Genomic DNA, 16,674 nt, shown 5'->3' on the forward strand with positions numbered 1-16,674 from the left:
ATTCAGACTAAAGTCACAATTATATCCATGACTTTAGTCACGGTTAAAGTAAACAGCATATATAAATTTATGGCTAAGGTAATACTAATTAATAGTGGTAAGATTCAAAAAATTTATTAAGATAGAGTTTGTGACTTGATGCTTTGACTCTTAATTGATTTTTGTTCCCTATGTGTAGATTAATTGGCTATCTTGGCAAAAGTATTCGCTTGGATGAATTGTTATATAAACCAGAACATTCTCTACATGAACAAAGTTATAATTCTCTGGAGTTAAAATCTGGAGTGGTATGTGCAGATGGTGTTGGTATAGGCTGGTACGATGAAGGGGGGAAATCATTTATTTACCGTAATACTATCCCACTTTGGCATGATTCAAATTTGCAAGAATTAAGCCAATATGTACAAGCTCATTGTACTGTAGGTTATGCAAGATTAGCTGGAGTAGGTGAACCACTGGATATTAGTAATTGTCAGCCGTTCCGTAGTGGGAAACTTTTGTTTGTTCATAATGGTGAAATATTGAGCTTTCAGCAGACATTATATAGACCAATACGTGATAGCCTTGCTGATTCAACGTATAATTTGATTAAAGGTCAGACTGATTCTGAACACATTTTCGCTCTACTTGTAGAAATGTGGCAGTCATTTCCAGATAGTAATCTGGTGTCAGCTATAGGGATGACGCTACAAAGATTGACTGATTTAGCGCAAAAACATGATACCAGCTTTAGTGCTAATATGATTGTGAGTGATGGTCAGGCGATCGCAGCAGTGCGTTACGCCTATGGTATGGAAGCACCTACCCTTTATTGGTGTTGTGATGACAGTCAGCCAAACGGTGTTACTGTTGCATCTGAACCTTTATCTCAGGACAATTGGATAGCCTTTCCAGAACAAAGTATTTTATTGGTGGAATCAGATGATTTAGTGCCTAGAATTATAGCTTGGGAGAAATATTTTTAGTTCACTGTGACAAGGTTTGTAGTAAGGACTTTAGTCCTTATTACGAACTCTAATTTTTTGCCAGTTATTTTAATTATCAATGTTAGATAATATCTTATAAGCTTCATTAAACAAAAGCATCTTTTCTTGCGCCTGCTTTTGCAGTTCTGGCTTACCTACAAATAAATCTGGATGCCATTTTTTCACTAAATTTCGGTAAGCCTGTTTCACATCAGCAAAAGATGCACCTTGTTGTAATTCTAATATCTTATAGGCGTGAGCAATTTTATCCTTTTCGCCTTGATTTTTTGGTGGTGTAGCTGTTTGCTGATTTTGAGAACTAGGTGAACCCATTTGTGCTTTTATCTGCGCTATTTCCTCATCCAATTCCCAGTTACGAAACTTCGCTTCTAACTCTGCTGGGTTAGGAGAAGGTGGCGGGGGAGTAGATACTTGCTGACGAGGTGGTTCTACTTTTTTCTCCGCAGTATTTCTTGGTGGGGGAGTAGATACTTGCTGACGAGGTGGTTCTACTTTTTTCTCCGCAGTATTTCTTGGTGGGGGAGTGTAAACCCTTTGCTGTTGTCGAGATGATGGTATTGCTGTATAAGGCTGATAGTTAGAACTGATTTTGAATTTTGCCAACTCATGTAGTAATTGATTAAAGCCATTTTGCAATTGCTGTAATTCTTCCCGCTTTCTAGTAATTTCCGGTGGTTCTGGACTAACTTTAAAACATATTATTATTTCAGCTTGGCGTTCGTATGCAGCTAAGATTGATAAACCTTGATGACTTAACTGAGAAAAATAATCTTCGGTTGCAGCAATACAAAGTTTTGCTACTTGTTGATGATATGATTCTTTCACAAAATCATCATCTTGCTTTTGGACATTTTTGTTTAACAAATAAGAAATACTACCCACCACAGCCGCACCTACAGGCCCACCTATTAGCCACCCAATACCGCCACCTACAGCAATTGAACCGGGTTCACTCCAAGTATCATCATTATCTGGCTTAGGTGGTAATGTAATAGTTGGTTGACTAGGGAAGGGAATTAATAAATCTTCTGGTCTTTCTTCTTGGAAAAAATCATAGGCTTGATACAGCCATTTGACTACTGCTAATTGTAAATCTTGTAGGTCTTTTTTCAGCTTATTAGTTTGCCAAGACTTAAAATTATTCTCAGCCAAAGCCACAGCAGCATCAGATTGATATTTATTAAGTAAATTAGGTAAAGCTAACCAATCGCGTAACTCTTTCACACTGGTATTAAAGCCACGCTGAATCAAATCTAAAGCTTTTTGTTTAATCTCTAACTTAGTATTTTGTTTATCATTAAATGACTGAATTTCATTCACAAGTGGGTCAATTTTATGCTTTAATGATAATTGAATTTGCGAAGCGATCGCCTGCACTCTCGGCAACCTCACCCCACCCCGACTTTGTTGTAAAATCCCCACAACATTTTGCAAAGCCGCTTCAAAACTCGCCAAACCGCTACTGCTAGCCGCCGCGACATCACCTTTTAATCTGGCGCGTAAAGCAGGTAAAGCATCAACACGATATAAATTACTAAATCCTGGTGGTAATTCAGCCCGGAAACTTTCAGCTACAAACCGCAAGCGATTTTGTACAGACTGTTGTTCTTCCGGTTCTAATAAATTAAGAAAATTAGCAACAAAAATAACCGTCTTAATACCCCTATCCAATAACCAATCTCGCAGATTTTCTCGTTCTCCCAAAGTCATCAACTTACGCGCATCAAGTAACTGCACAACTAAATCTGCACTTAAAAGTTGTTCCTTAACTAAATTATCCTGTTCCTCCCTATCATTAGTTCCAGGTAAATCGATAAACTCTACACCAGTTTCTAAAAAAGGATGAGGACAGAACACCTCAACAGATGCCACATCTTGGCGCATTTGTCGATTACCATCAAGAATAGCAAACTGTTGTAAAACCTCCGTACCACTGCGATAGACTTCCGTACCGTCCACTAACATGATACGCGATCGCACATTAAAACCATACTTAACCGTAATCGCCGCGCCCGTAGTCGGAATTAAATCAATAGGTAAAGTCCGACTTCCCAACATGGCATTTAACAAAGTAGACTTACCATAATTAAAAAGCCCAAAAACCGCAATCCGAAAATTAGGATTCACCAGATAATCACATATAGAAATCACATCCCGATACTGTTTTGATTTTCTCTCCCACCCCAACAACTCACACCCAGACTTCAACCCACCAATTAAACCCTCATACTCCCTCATACTCTCCCCTCCTCAACTAAAAACAGAGAGAGAAGAAAACCCCCTCTCCCTCATTAAACCTCCACCTTTAACAGTGAACAGTGAACAGTAAACAGTAAACATAACCTGATAACTGATAACTGATAACTGATAACTGAATCAGCCATAATAAGCCAACAAACTACTATAAGCCCCCTCAATCTTTTGCAACTGCGCTATCACATCCTCCTGTAAACTCTTAAACCTCCGCAACTCACCCTCCCTATTAATTTCCCTCGTTTTCTTCTGCTTCAGCAAATTATCCAACTCAGACTTACGAGAATTGATATCATCATTAATGCGTTTACTCACCTCCCGTTCATAAACATCAAAACATTCCTTCACCGCATCATATACAGTTTGAGATTGTTCATGTGCTACCTGCGGGAGATATTTCACCAACTCTGTCTTAGCAGTTTTTACTAACTCCTTCCGCGCTTGATCTGCTTGTAAAAAACCGACTCCCAAACCAAGTACAGCAAATCCAATAGGGCCTAAAAGTGTCCCGGTAACGGCTGTAATTATTCCCCCAATACCGATAACTGTGAAATAGTTTAAGAGGATATTCTTCCAATCAAAACCAGCACCAGCCATCGCTACCCCAGCTAGATTTCCGCGAGTTAAAGATAACAATCCCATCGCCCATTTTGCCCAAGCTGGGGATTTATCATCTTCTGTAGTTGTGGTAGGGTTAACTGTAACTTTTTGTCCCGTAAGTTTTTCTGTTATTCTATCTGTTACTTGACTGTAAGATGCACCGTATTGAGAAGCACTATAAGACAGTTCTTTAAACGCCCGATTAATATCTTTCTCTGCTGTTAAAGTCCAGGCGGCGAACTTATCAGTCATGTATTCTTCAAAAGCTTTTTGTAATGCAGCATTAAATGCTTCCCGCTTACCACTACTGAGGAAGTCCAACAACTTTAACTCTGGTTGGTAGCGTAAGAAATCAGTTTCAAAAGTATTACCCAAATTTAATATATAGCTGCGGAAAGATTCAGAAACTTTTCTCGCTTGTGTATCTCTGGTATTGAGAATTTCCTTTTGAAATTGGTCGCGGATGTTGGTAAGTTTGGTAAACTCTGGTTCAACAGAATTGATGCGTTTTTTTAACTCATCAACATCGTGATCTAATAATGGTAGCCTGCGTCCAATGGCTTCGCGGGTGTGGTTTACAGCTTGTCTAGCAAGGGTTCTGGCTTGTCGTAGTTCGGCGATCGCTCTTTCTCTGGTAAGAAATATATTCAGACAAGCCATAAACTCAGGAAAGCCAGTCCCGGTTAAATCAGCTTCGGTATTTTTCAACCGCCGCCGCAATGCTTGAATTGATGAAAGTTCAAACACTCTTTCATCATAAATATCGTGACCATCTACATAACAATATTCTGATAAATTGGCTTTAAATACTTGCCGTAATCTATCTTCCGCCGCTTGCAACTCTTCTACATCATCAGGATCAATCAATGATTCTTTCACCTGATCCCAAGCATTAATTAAGAAGAAAACTGATAAACCTCTACCTTTAATATAGTTTTCTAAATACCGACGCTCACCCAAAGTGCAAGGTTGGGAAGCTCTCATCACAAATAGGATAGCATGACAGTTGTTCACATATCCCAAAGATAATTCATTACGTGCTTCCGTGTCATTCAACCCTGGACTATCAACAATTTCAATCCCCTTTTCTAATAAACTTAAAGGATATTCCACCACTGCATAATCAACATCAGGAAAAGCTTGTTTTTTCTCTTGCTCTAACTTCTTCGCTTCGGCTGGATCAATGGTATATTTATATTTAAAACTAGCAAAATCTAATACTTGTGGGCTTTTGCCATCATTAAAATGAATTGTAACTTTCTTCTCTGCCCCGTAGCGTAACACAGTTAAGACTGCCGTACAGGGATTCACATCACTAGGTAGTAAATTCTCTCCAATCAAAGCATTAAGAAATGTACTTTTCCCTCGCTTCATATCGCCTAATACCAACAGGCGAAATACACCTTGTTTCAGGTTATTACTAGCTACAGAAATATCTTCTAAATCTCGTTCTAAACTGAGTTTACCTGATGATGTATCCCCAACGAACTCAGCTTGACTAATTGTTTGGGATAATTGTTGTAAAGATACGGCAATTTCCGAACGTACTTGTGCAACACGTTCCAAATCTTGAATAAACTTATCAGTTGCTACTTGATTAACCACAATATTTACACCTTAATTAAGATTGTTTGCGAGAGGCAAAAAATAGTTGATAAGATACCCATCCCAGCACAGCAATAATAATGAACCCAGCCAACAGTGAAGCAATTCTTACCGCCACTAACGCCGCCACACCTAAAGCAAATAACTTCCCACCCAGAATCACTTTTTTCATCCAAGCTTTTTGTTCTGGCTGATGCTTAACAGTCTTATACAAAGGAACATCGTTTTCCCTTAGCCGTAATTCCACTTCTTTCTCTCGTAGCCTACGTTCCCGTTCCTCAAGTTCTTGATTGCGATCGCTTGGAGATGTCATTGATACCCGCCCAGGCTAAAATATTAATCGGAATATTGGCACTTATAGTATTAATGTATATTAATTCACATTAATTCTTGCCAGCTACAGTAAAAATACTATTTTGTCATTTGAAGAATTGAGTTTGTAGTGAGGACTTTAGTCCTCAATAAAGGACTAAAGTCCTTACTACAAGCTTGATTTATTTACACGGTTTTACTTAGCTTCCACAAGCTACACTCGCTTTTCGGAAAGTTAGATAAATTAAATAACAGACCCATCAGCTATTACATTCTTTTATATTGCATATTTATTTATCAATTTCCTTGCCTGCTGACAGTTAATTAACTGTCAACTGTCAACGGTATTGCCGAGATAGCTAGAATAACCGTATATCTTGCCACTACATAAGCCACAATTTTTATATGCACTCAACCCAAGTGGAAACACAATGGATATCAAAAATGGCTTCGTAGGCACTATTGGCAACACACCACTGATTCGTTTAAATAGTTTTAGTGAGGAAACAGGGTGTGAAATTCTCGCTAAAGCAGAATTTCTGAATCCTGGTGGTTCAGTTAAAGACCGTGCTGCACTTTACATTATCCAAGACGCAGAAGAAAAAGGTTTACTCAAACCCGGTGGAACCGTTGTCGAAGGAACTGCTGGTAATACTGGTATTGGACTGGCGCATATTTGCAATGCTAAAGGCTACAAATGTTTAATTATCATTCCCAATACCCAGTCACAAGAGAAAATTGACGCACTCACAGCATTAGGCGCGGAAGTTCGTCCCGTGCCGGCTGTACCCTATAAAGACCCAAACAACTACGTCAAGCTATCTGGTAGAATTGCTGCTGAGTTAGATAACGCTATTTGGGCAAATCAGTTTGATAATTTAGCTAACCGTCGCGCTCACTACGAAACCACAGGCCCGGAAATTTGGACACAAACAGATGGTAAAGTAGATGGTTGGGTCGCGGCAACTGGTACTGGTGGTACATTTGCAGGTGTAGCTATGTACCTGAAAGAACAAAATCCCGCAATTAAATGTGTTGTCGCCGACCCACTAGGTAGCGGACTTTACAGCTATATTAAAACTGGGGAAATCAAGATAGAGGGAAATTCTATCACCGAAGGGATTGGTAATAGCCGCATCACAGCTAACATGGAAGATGCACCAGCAGACGATGCCATTCAAATAGATGACAAGGAAGCTTTGCGAGTAGTTTCTCAATTGCTACGCAAAGATGGGTTGTTGATGGGTGGTTCGACGGGTATTAATGTAGCGGCGGCTGTAGCTTTAGCGAAGCAATTAGGCCCCGGTCATACTATCGTTACCATCCTATGTGATAGTGGTTCCCGCTATCAATCACGCATATTCAACCGCGAATGGCTGGCCTCTAAAGGTTTATCACTAGATTAGTCAATAGTCAATAGTCAATAGTCAATAGTCAATAGTCCATAGTCCATAGTCCATAGTCCATAGTCCATAGTCAACAGTTAACAGTTAACTATGGCTTTGACTATCGACTCAATTTTTTCAGGGTGAAATATGACAGATATCGCACAACCATCCAACTCGCCCATAAAAGAAGCTTCCACTCCCAAATGTGTACGGGTATGTCAAAATCGCACTTGTAAAAAGCAAGGTGCAAAAGAGGTGTTAGCGGCTTTTGCAGCTTTACCAGTTGCTGATGTGAGTGTCACAGGTAGCAGTTGCTTAGGACAATGTGGAAATGGGCCGATGGTGCTGGTTTTACCGGATATGGTTTGGTATAGCGGTGTTCAAAGAGATGAAGTACGTCTGTTGGTAGAACAACACTTGCTAGGTGGTCAAAAGGTCAAGCAGATGCTCTATTATCGGTTTCATCCCAGTACGTAGTAAAGGCTTTAGCCTTTTGTTGAGGACTTTAGTCCTCATTACAAACCTGGATAAAAGCAATTTAAAAGTCTGCACTATTTTTGACTGAAGCGAGGCATCCGATGGACATTCAGGGGCTGCGTCAATCCTTGAAAATGAAGTGGCTGAGTTATTACGAGCAAAATCGTGCTTGGTTGGTGAAAATGAGGGTTTGGGCTACTTATAATGGTTTACGGCGGCCTTCCTCTGGATTTATTTTGGCTACACTTTCTGTTTTAGAACCAGAGTTTGATCAGGTACTGGCTTTTATTATGGAGTTAAATAATGACCCAGATGAAATTGTGACGGCTTTGGGTTTGAATTTTAATCCCGATGCTGAGTTACGGCAAACGCAACTAAACCAGCAGCCAACCAAAGCTACAGCATCAAACGGCTGTGTTGTCAATAATGCTTCCCAAAATCAACAATCGGAAAGTCAGCCATTGCTGTCACTGGTAGACAAACCTGTGCGATCGCCTGTTAATATTAACCAGGTTGATGAACACAAGGCAATAGGCTACACTTCACCCAAAGTTAAGGCAGTCTCTACCAACGGTAAAGATGTATACGCTCACTCAGTGGAAATGGCTGTGAGCGATCGCACTAGGTCATCCCCAATTCCCACTACGGAAATCCCCGTCAAATCTAAGCCCCCGTCTATCAGGCTGGCATTAGCAAGCGAAACTATTCCTAATAGTAAAACAATACGTGTTTTAGAAATTACAACTAAAGTTCCAGTCCAACAAAAAACCCTACCTTTATTAACCTTGGCTACAGAAACGCCCCAAACCGAAGCATCTACTCACAAATTCAACCCATCACACAGCACAAACGCCACTACTTTGGCTTCTTGGGTGGATGAATTTTGTCAGGGTACTGGTTTTGAGCGAGAAGAAGTATGTAGTAAGGACTTTAGGTGAACTACCTACACTGACCTGACGGTACAGTGTAGGTAGTTCACTCCTTTGACCCAGCACTAAAGTGCCTACTACATACCTCTAATTCACCAAAACGTTGCTTGTTTCCGGTTGTAGCAACCCATTCAACAGGGATGCAGGACGTTGACCGTAAGGCCAAGCAAAGGCATGGCGGAAAGCTGCATCCTGACAAGCTTGTAGCTGTTTAAAGTTGATAATGTCGTAAGTCAAGAGATTTTCATACTCAAAAGGCAAACGTACATTATGCAGCCCAGCGTTGTCAGTACAAATAGCGATATCTACCCCAGCATCAAAACATCGGTCAAAGACTAACTTAAGTTGGCGGATGTCTTGTAAAGTGCCAGTTTGAATATAGGTTGTGGGACAAACCTCTAAACATTGTCCGCGCCTAGCTACATCTGGTAGTAACTCTGGATACAATAGGGGAATTTGGATACCGTGACCTATCCGCATGAGGTAGGGTAACAGTTGGGGGTAACAACCAGCCGGGGTTTCATAAAAGTGTCCGGTGGTATTGATGTTTTGCGATCGCGCATACTCAAATAAGCTAATCCATTCTGCCATGCGATCGGCGTAATGGCTATCACCCCCAGCTACATCTATCCCACATACATAATCTCTGTTTTGCACCGCCAAATCAACGATCGCCTTATTTACCTCATAGGGTAGCCTTGTGTGCATACACAAAATTTGGCTAGTCACAATGGGATATTCTGGCTGACTACTAGCTTCCCCTACAACTTTGACGATTTCCACCATCTTATCAATTCTTGCGGACTGACTCAGATGTTCTGGTGTACGTAAGTAGGGAGTGTAGCGCAGTTCCAGATAAGCCAAATTTTCAAAAATGTAAGCACCGCGTACCAGACGATAAATAAAGTAAGGTAGGGTATCTACGGTTTGCACACTTTCTACAAGGGTATGCAGTTCTAAATACTCGTCCAAGGTATTGCGGGGACGGGTGTAAAAATCCTCAAACTCTGGATACTCAGCAAAACGAGAAATCAAATCTGATGAATGTCGCTCAAAATAGCGCCATAAGACACGGGGGACGACAGAACCGCCCAAGTGTCTATGTAATTCCGCATATAATGCCATAGTGGTACTTTTTTATAAAAATTTCACTAATATTAACAAATACATCAAGAGAAAAAATCTATCCCTCCACAAAGATTGTATAGCAGGGGACAGGTGACAGGGCTGAAAGCCTTTGAAATTAAAGGTTTTAAAATTGTATGATGTCCTAACTTATGCTTCGACAGCTATATAAATTTACTTATATAGCTGTCGTCTCAAAGGTTGACACTCAGCACCTGACCATAACTGTGAGTATTAACCTTATTAATTGTCTGTACTAACTCTTGGGCTGTGCAGGGTTTAGATAAAAATGCCTTCACTCCCATGTTAGCAATTGCACTCTCATCTGGTTCAGATAATAGCCCACTCATGGCAATAATTTTGATTTGGGGGTTAATCTTTTGTAACTTGCGGATAGCGATCGCTCCATCCATTGATGGCATCATCATATCTAGCAGCACTACACTAATTTGCTCTTGATACTTTGTATAAATTGATAGCGCTTCCTTCCCATCCCTAGCAGTTAATACTTGATAGTTATATGCTTCTAAAGATGATTTAGTAATTTCGCGAATAATAGCCTCATCATCCACTACGAGAATTAATTCTTTATTCCCCATAACTGAGGGTATCTCTACACAATTCCCTAGCTGGGTATGAGATACTAAAGCAGGCAAATAAACTTGAAATTTAGTACCTTTACCTTCCTCACTCTGCACATTGATAAAACCACCGTGATTATCAATGATACTCAATGCTGTAGATAGTCCTAAACCTGTACCTTTGCCTACTTCTTTTGTTGAAAAGAATGGCTCAAAAATTTGCTTTTGGATTTTTGCAGGTATGCCTAAACCAGTATCTTCTATAGATAAACTAATATAATGTCCACCTTGACGGGAAAGCACCACATTATCAGCAGTAATTTTTAATATCCCACCATGAGGCATGGCATCACGAGCATTAATTACCAAATTCATCAATACTTGATGTAATTGAGTTATATCGCCTGATACATACCATAGATTTTCAGGAATATTTGTCTGACAGGTAATTGACTTAGGAAAAGTTTGTTGGACAATTTGTTCAATTTCTAACACCAATTGTTTGACTGAAACTATTGTCTTTTTACCTTCAATACCCCGTGCAAAAGATAACACTTGTTTAAGCAAATTTGCCCCGCGTTTAACATTATTTTCTAAAGTATTTAACACTTTTTGCATCTGCAAGTCGTGGGTTTTCATTTGCAAAAGCTGCACCGCCATTAAAATCGGAGACAAGATATTATTGAGGTCGTGTGCAATACCACTTGCTAGTGTACCGATACTTTCGAGGCGTTGCGATCGCAATAATTCTGCTGGGAGTGGTTGTTTAGGTGTAAGCGTATTTACCATCACAATAGATTTTGGTTGTCCCTGCTGATCCCGCAGCAAAACCCAACGACTAAAGACGATAAGTTCCTCGCCATTTTTCCTCAGTTGATGTAACTCTCCTTCCCACTCACCCTGATGAATAACTTTTGACAGTGCTATTTCTAACTGGGTTGAATTTTTTTGATACAATTGTCCAATATCTTTCCCTAAGATATCCTCAGCTTTCCAGCCATATAAACGTTCTGCGCCTTTATTCCAAAAAGCAATCTCATAGCGGAGATTACTGACTAAAACCGCATCATTAATTACATTGAGAATTGCAGCTTGTTCAGAAATTTTTTGTTCAGCCTGCTGATGTTTAATAATGTAGCGCCATAAGCAACAGAAGAATGTAAAAAATATCACATTTCCACAAGCAGCCAGACAAAATATTGGTTTGAGCTGATGAATAACAGAAACATTTTCCATGCGATCGCCTTTTATCCTATCGATACCTCCAATGAGTTACAAGTAAAAGTAGAAATTTCTCAGTTTAAGGTGAATACAAGAATTTAAAATTATCATAATTACAGCAGTTGTAGCTCACTGTAATTAATTACAATCCAGCAGACACCATAACAGCATTAAGAGTTCCTTTTCTTTTTTAGCAGGGGACAGCTTTCAAGGGCAGGTTTTTTACACTTCGATCCAATATACTGGTTTTAGGGTGTAGGGGTGAATGAAACTGGGATAATGTCGTGGTTTTACAGTCCTCACTCATTACTTTATTAAAAACCTGCCCTTAAGAGGTGTATTAATTTCCCCTTTCCCCTTTCCCCTTTCCCCTTTCCCCTTTCCCCCACCATACACCTTTAAGTTAAAATAGCCCCGCCCATCAAGCGTTCATAGCGATATTTCAACTCTGCTTTCATTAAAGGCCAGCGTTCCAAAGTTGCATCTATCTCTATCACCTTTTCGGCTGCTTGTCTTGCTAATACTAAAATTTCTTCATCCTCAACTAAACTAGCCAAGGTAAAATCAGGCACACCCGACTGTCTTGTTCCCAACACCTCACCCGGCCCGCGAAAACGCATATCCATTTCCGAGATGAAAAAACCATCCTGGGACTGTTCCAACACCTTCAGCCGTTGTTGAGCGTCGGGGCTTCTAGAACTACTCATCAATAAACAGTAAGACTGCGCTGCACCCCGACCCACACGCCCCCGCAATTGATGGAGTTGCGATAAACCAAACCGTTCCGCATTTTCAATGAGCATAACTGTAGCATTAGGTACGTCTACACCAACCTCAACAACGGTTGTAGATACAAGAATCTGCGTTTGATTATCGCGGAACTTGGTGATGGCTTCGTCTTTCTCCGCAGAAGTCATGCGACCGTGGAGTAACCCGACCTGAAACTCTGGAAACACACTCTCTTGTAACTTTTGGTGTTCTTCCACAGCCGATCGCAAATCTAATTTCTCAGATTCTTCCACCAAGGGCAACACCACATAGGTTTGTCTACCTTGGGCAATTTCCCGGCGGATGAGGTCATAAGCCTGGGAACGTTGTTGACCAGTTAACAAGGTAGTTTGTATTTTCTGCCGTCCTGGTGGTAACTCATCAATTTGGCTGACATCCATATCCCCATGTATGGTTAACGCCAGCGTCCGGGGAATGGGTGTGGCTGTCATAGTTAATACATGAGGTTGTTCGCCCTTTTGCTGTAACAGCGCCCTTTGTTTCACCCCAAAGCGATGTTGTTCATCAATGACAACTAAACCCAAGCGTTGAAAGTTTACCGGGTCTTGAATTAAGGCGTGAGTTCCCACCAACAAAGGTAATTCCCCCGTTTCTAACTGGGAATGTATTTGTCGCCGTTTAGCGGTTTTAGTCGAACCTGTGAGCAATTCCACAGGTAAATGCAACAGGTTAAACCAACCAACTAATTTACGGTAATGCTGTTCGGCTAACACTTCTGTAGGAGCCATGAGGGCGGCTTGATAGCCAGATTGAATTGCTGCTAAAATTGCTACCACAGCCACAACTGTTTTCCCTGAACCTACATCACCCTGTACCAAACGATTCATTGCTGTGGTTTGTTGTAAGTCGTTGAGGATGTCGTTGAGGACTCGTTGCTGTGCGCCAGTCAGTTGAAAAGGTAGAATTTCGTAGAACTTTTCGATTAACTGACCCTTGGGAGCGAGGACAGCACTAGTTTGAATAGCTTTAGCTTGCTGCTGACGTTGTAATAAACCTAATTGTAAGTAGAAAAATTCATCGAAGACCAGACGACGACGGGCAACTTGTAGGGTAGCACTTTCATCAGGGAAATGAATGTTAGCGATCGCATCCTTCAATTCCATCAAATTATACTTTTCCCGCAAACCTTTCGGTAACGGGTCTTTCAAAAGAGCCGCCGCAGGTAAAGCCGCCAGCACCGCCTGTCTCACCATATTTGCCATCACCCCTTCCGTAAGGGCGTAAATTGGCACTACCCGCCCAATAGTCAAGGATTCAATTGTATCCCCTGGGTTCCCTAAAACCTCCAACTCTGGGTTATCCAGCGTCAAGCGCCCGTACTTATTACCTTTAACTAACCCGCAAGCCGCTAACACGCTACCCACCGGATAACGCCGTTTTAAACTTTCCTGCCAACCACGACTAGCATACCGCGAACCCGCCCAAAAGCGACTAGCGTTAATTTGCCCTGTATTATCCTTGAGAGTTAATTCTAAAATCGTTAACTTCTGATTCTTCGGGCTAGTAAAACAATTGCATTTCTTCACCGTCGCTACTATAGTCACCGTCTCACCCGCCTGCAACTCGCGGATATTTACCTGACGCGCATAGTCAATATGGTCACGGGGATAATAAAACAGCAAATCCCGCACCGTATACAACCGCAAAGCCGCCAACTTATCAGCCTTGCGAATTCCTATTTCGGGTAAATCACTTAGTTTCTGGTCAATTTTCGGAGCCAGCCTGCGGCTCACCTCCGCCACAACTGGCGCAGCATTGGGAATCTTAGATTTATAACTCCTCCCCTGCTCCCCTGCTCCTCTGCTCCCCTGCTCTTCTTTCGGTTCTTCCTGTTCCTTTTGCAGTTGATATAGATACCTACGAGTTTCCGCTATTAAATGTTGCCTTTCTTTCTGCCCCAAATTTGGATAATTAGCAAATTTTTCCGCCAATTCTTGCCAGCGACGACGTTCAATTGCAGGTAAAACCGTCGGGAATTTCCCAAAAGTCAGGCTGAGAAATTCACTGAAGCGGTATTGTCTACCCAGCAAGTCAGTAAAGCCGTTGTCTGCTTCTACTGCCAAGGCTTTATGCAATCTTATCCAGTCTGGTTGGTCATTAGTCATTAGTCATTAGTCATTAGTCAATAGTCAACAGTCAACAGTCAACAGTCAACAGTCAACACAGCTTTGGACTGTGGACTTTGGACTATTGACTAATCTTCATACCAACTTGAACGCCATGCGGCTTCAGCTTCGGCAATTGAAAGTTCCCTTTGCTTTTTTTGATACTCTCGTCCTAGTTGGTTGAGTTTGCCTAAAACATGGCGAATTTGGCTACGACTGGAAGAAAGGGTTGGATCAGCAAACTCTATTTCTCCTAACCTTAAATTAATTGTCGTGATTTGTGTCAGGCTAGATTCATCTTCATCTTGCTCATTTTCAATTTCAATCACCAAGTTTAAAAGGTTAGGCGGACCTGGCATCATTTCTGCCGCAGCTTCAGATGCAGCCGCAGCCGCTTCTAAAATAGGTTCTGGCAATTTTTTGGGCAAAATGTCAGCATTCTGCAACAAAACATTAGCTTCATGAGAAACCTTTCTCAACGTCCGTTGTGTTGCCTCTTCTACAAGCTTTTGCCACTTCGCCAAGTCTATAGGATTAGAAGTATCCAATACATAAACCTGAGAAGCCGGAGCCACAGAACTCACCTCCCCTACTCCCTCATCTCCCCCTACTTCCTCATCTCCCTCATCTCCCCCTACTTCCTCATCTCCCTCATCTCCCCCTACTTCCTCATCTCCCTCATCTCCCCCTACTTCCTCATCTCCCTCATCTCCCTGAATAACCAACTGAGCCAGCAACAACTCCGCTCCTTGTTTACCTAATTTACGGATACCTTGTTGTAATTGTTGCCTTTGATTTAATGATAACTTCAAGAAATTTTCAGGATAGTTATGGGTACAAAGGTGATAACTTGCCAGCACTAACTGCTTACCTAGTGCTTGACCCAAAACGCCCAGATAATTAGCATAAGCGCTGTGGAGTTCTGAGGCGATCGCTTTTATCGCTTCTTGCAAAACTGCAATATCCTGCTCAATTCGCTCAATTGCTCTTCCCATATCTTGTAATTGTCCACCTGAACCTACTTATGGTACAAATGTACGCAACTATTCTAAAATAATTACCGAAGAAATTTAATATAACTGATAAATAAAATACAGGTCACGCAATTTGCTTGACCTGTTTAATAAGAGTCAGTGGTCAGTTGTCAGTGGTCAGTTGTCAGTAGCTTAAAATCTCTAATTTGTTAACTAATGACCAATGACCAATGACTAATGACTAATTAATTACTTCGCACCAATTTGGGCGGCGACTTCTTCAGCAAAGTTGCTTTCTTGCTTCTCGATACCTTCACCCAGGACGTAGCGCACGAAGCGTTTTACTTCGATATCTTCGCCGACTTTCGCCTTAACTTGCTTGATCAAGTCTTCCACAGAAATACTTTGGTCGCGAATGTAAGGCTGATCCACTAGAGTAAGTTCTTTCAGGCGTTTTTCAATCCGACCTTGAACAATCTTTTCTCTAATGTTTTCTGGCTTATTCGCCAAATCTTCTTTACCTGACTCGATGTCCTTTTCTTTCTGGACAACTTCAGCCGGGATTTGGTCTACGTTGACATACTCAACGTTTGGGCAAGCTGCTACCTGCATGGCTGCATTTTTTGCCAAGCCTTGTACTTCTTCGTTAGCAGCCGCAGCATCAGATTTAGCGCTAACTTCAACTAACACACCAACTCTACCGCCAGTGTGAATGTAGCTATCTACTACTCCAGGTTGACCTGCTACATCAAAATTGATAAAGCGGCGTACTTGGATGTTTTCACCTAAGTTAGCGATCGCTTGCTTAATCGCTTCATCTACGGTAAGGCTAGAATCTTCAATATAAGATTGAGCTAGCAAAGACTCAACACTCTCGGCAGTTGCTGCTTGTTGAGCTAGGTTCTTAACGAGATTTTTGAAAGCATCGTTACGGGCGACGAAATCTGTTTGGCAGTTAACTTCGATCAGTACACCTATTTTACCACCAGGCTGAATATAGGTATCTACTAGACCTTCTGCCGCAATGCGATCGCTTTTTTTACCCGCAGAGGCAATGCCTTTTTTCCGTAGCCAGTCAATGGCTTCTTCAACGTTACCTTCAGTTTCTTTCAGCGCTTTTTTGCAGTCCATCATGCCAGCACCAGTCTTTTGGCGTAGCTCTTGGACGAGTTTTGCAGATATTTCCGCCATGTTGCCTCAATTCCTAACTTGACCTTGAGTTATATTCGCTCACTAAAACAGTGCTGAGTTCTGAGTGCTGAAGCGCGGTAGCGCGGCTTTGAGCCAGTTCTGAGCAGAAATCTTGTGAGAGTTACTAGAACATGAGTA

The 16,674-nt window shown here is 41.4% G+C and carries 12 protein-coding genes; 4 read left to right on the forward strand and 8 right to left on the reverse strand.

Translation table 11 applies throughout. The features are described from left to right. The first annotated feature begins 170 nt into the window (after positions 1-170). Positions 171-965 (forward strand): ergothioneine biosynthesis protein EgtC, encoded by a 795-nt coding sequence (egtC, locus tag H6G83_RS17945; RefSeq protein ID WP_190474742.1) that lies wholly within the window; start codon positions 171-173, stop codon positions 963-965. A 69-nt stretch (positions 966-1,034) separates the two neighbouring features. Here the strand turns inward: egtC and H6G83_RS17950 are convergent, their stop codons facing one another. The 3 genes from H6G83_RS17950 to H6G83_RS17960 all read right to left on the reverse strand — a co-directional run bounded on the left by H6G83_RS17950 (position 1,035) and on the right by H6G83_RS17960 (position 5,757). Continuing rightward, entirely contained in the window at positions 1,035-3,224 is a 2,190-nt protein-coding gene (locus tag H6G83_RS17950) for a dynamin family protein (RefSeq protein WP_190474745.1), read from the reverse strand. Between the two features lie 138 nt (positions 3,225-3,362). Continuing rightward, positions 3,363-5,444: a dynamin family protein gene (locus H6G83_RS17955; RefSeq protein WP_190474746.1), complete on the reverse strand. Its 2,082-nt coding sequence runs from the start codon at positions 5,442-5,444 to the stop codon at positions 3,363-3,365. 16 nt (positions 5,445-5,460) lie between these two features. Continuing rightward, positions 5,461-5,757 carry a hypothetical protein gene (locus H6G83_RS17960; RefSeq protein WP_190474748.1) on the reverse strand — a complete coding sequence of 99 codons (297 nt, stop codon included), beginning with the start codon at positions 5,755-5,757 and terminating at the stop codon, positions 5,461-5,463. Positions 5,758-6,187: 430 nt separating this feature from the next. On the opposite strand from H6G83_RS17960, the gene H6G83_RS17965 reads away from it, so the two are divergent. From H6G83_RS17965 to H6G83_RS17975, 3 genes are all read left to right on the forward strand, one after another. Further along, positions 6,188-7,162, forward strand: coding sequence for a cysteine synthase A (locus H6G83_RS17965; RefSeq protein WP_190474751.1), 975 nt, complete (start codon positions 6,188-6,190; stop codon positions 7,160-7,162). A gap of 129 nt (positions 7,163-7,291) precedes the next feature. Continuing rightward, on the forward strand, positions 7,292-7,621 hold the full coding sequence (locus tag H6G83_RS17970; protein WP_190474753.1) for a (2Fe-2S) ferredoxin domain-containing protein: 330 nt from the start codon (positions 7,292-7,294) through the stop codon (positions 7,619-7,621). Positions 7,622-7,722: 101 nt separating this feature from the next. Further along, a complete protein-coding gene (locus H6G83_RS17975; protein WP_190474755.1) occupies positions 7,723-8,559 on the forward strand; it encodes a DUF5331 domain-containing protein in 837 nt (278 codons plus the stop codon). Positions 8,560-8,637: 78 nt separating this feature from the next. Here the strand turns inward: H6G83_RS17975 and H6G83_RS17980 are convergent, their stop codons facing one another. The 5 genes from H6G83_RS17980 to tsf all read right to left on the reverse strand — a co-directional run bounded on the left by H6G83_RS17980 (position 8,638) and on the right by tsf (position 16,536). Then, entirely contained in the window at positions 8,638-9,675 is a 1,038-nt protein-coding gene (locus H6G83_RS17980) for an adenosine deaminase (RefSeq protein WP_190474756.1), read from the reverse strand. A 194-nt stretch (positions 9,676-9,869) separates the two neighbouring features. Then, on the reverse strand, positions 9,870-11,492 hold the full coding sequence (locus H6G83_RS17985) for a hybrid sensor histidine kinase/response regulator (protein WP_190474758.1): 1,623 nt from the start codon (positions 11,490-11,492) through the stop codon (positions 9,870-9,872). A gap of 383 nt (positions 11,493-11,875) precedes the next feature. Further along, complete coding sequence (recG, locus tag H6G83_RS17990) at positions 11,876-14,371, reverse strand: ATP-dependent DNA helicase RecG (RefSeq protein WP_190474760.1); 2,496 nt, start codon at positions 14,369-14,371, stop codon at positions 11,876-11,878. Between the two features lie 89 nt (positions 14,372-14,460). Further along, a complete protein-coding gene (locus tag H6G83_RS17995) occupies positions 14,461-15,366 on the reverse strand; it encodes a hypothetical protein (RefSeq protein WP_190474762.1) in 906 nt (301 codons plus the stop codon). Between the two features lie 228 nt (positions 15,367-15,594). Next, positions 15,595-16,536, reverse strand: coding sequence for a translation elongation factor Ts (gene tsf / locus H6G83_RS18000; protein ID WP_190474764.1), 942 nt, complete (start codon positions 16,534-16,536; stop codon positions 15,595-15,597). Positions 16,537-16,674 lie beyond the last annotated feature (138 nt).

The organism is Anabaena azotica FACHB-119, assembly GCF_014697625.1.
GTDB classification, from domain to species: Bacteria; Cyanobacteriota; Cyanobacteriia; order Cyanobacteriales; family Nostocaceae; genus Trichormus; species Trichormus azoticus_A.

Bases quoted from the DNA above. Each gene is read 5' to 3' on its own strand.
- egtC (WP_190474742.1), top strand. From the start codon at position 171: ATGTGTAGATTAATTGGCTATCTTGGCAAAAGTATTCGCTTGGATGAA.
- H6G83_RS17950 (WP_190474745.1), bottom strand. From the start codon at position 3,224: ATGAGGGAGTATGAGGGTTTAATTGGTGGGTTGAAGTCTGGGTGTGAG.
- H6G83_RS17960 (WP_190474748.1), bottom strand. From the start codon at position 5,757: ATGACATCTCCAAGCGATCGCAATCAAGAACTTGAGGAACGGGAACGT.
- H6G83_RS17965 (WP_190474751.1), top strand. From the start codon at position 6,188: ATGGATATCAAAAATGGCTTCGTAGGCACTATTGGCAACACACCACTG.
- H6G83_RS17970 (WP_190474753.1), top strand. From the start codon at position 7,292: ATGACAGATATCGCACAACCATCCAACTCGCCCATAAAAGAAGCTTCC.
- H6G83_RS17975 (WP_190474755.1), top strand. From the start codon at position 7,723: ATGGACATTCAGGGGCTGCGTCAATCCTTGAAAATGAAGTGGCTGAGT.
- H6G83_RS17980 (WP_190474756.1), bottom strand. From the start codon at position 9,675: ATGGCATTATATGCGGAATTACATAGACACTTGGGCGGTTCTGTCGTC.
- H6G83_RS17985 (WP_190474758.1), bottom strand. From the start codon at position 11,492: ATGGAAAATGTTTCTGTTATTCATCAGCTCAAACCAATATTTTGTCTG.
- recG (WP_190474760.1), bottom strand. From the start codon at position 14,371: ATGACTAATGACCAACCAGACTGGATAAGATTGCATAAAGCCTTGGCA.
- H6G83_RS17995 (WP_190474762.1), bottom strand. From the start codon at position 15,366: ATGGGAAGAGCAATTGAGCGAATTGAGCAGGATATTGCAGTTTTGCAA.
- tsf (WP_190474764.1), bottom strand. From the start codon at position 16,536: ATGGCGGAAATATCTGCAAAACTCGTCCAAGAGCTACGCCAAAAGACT.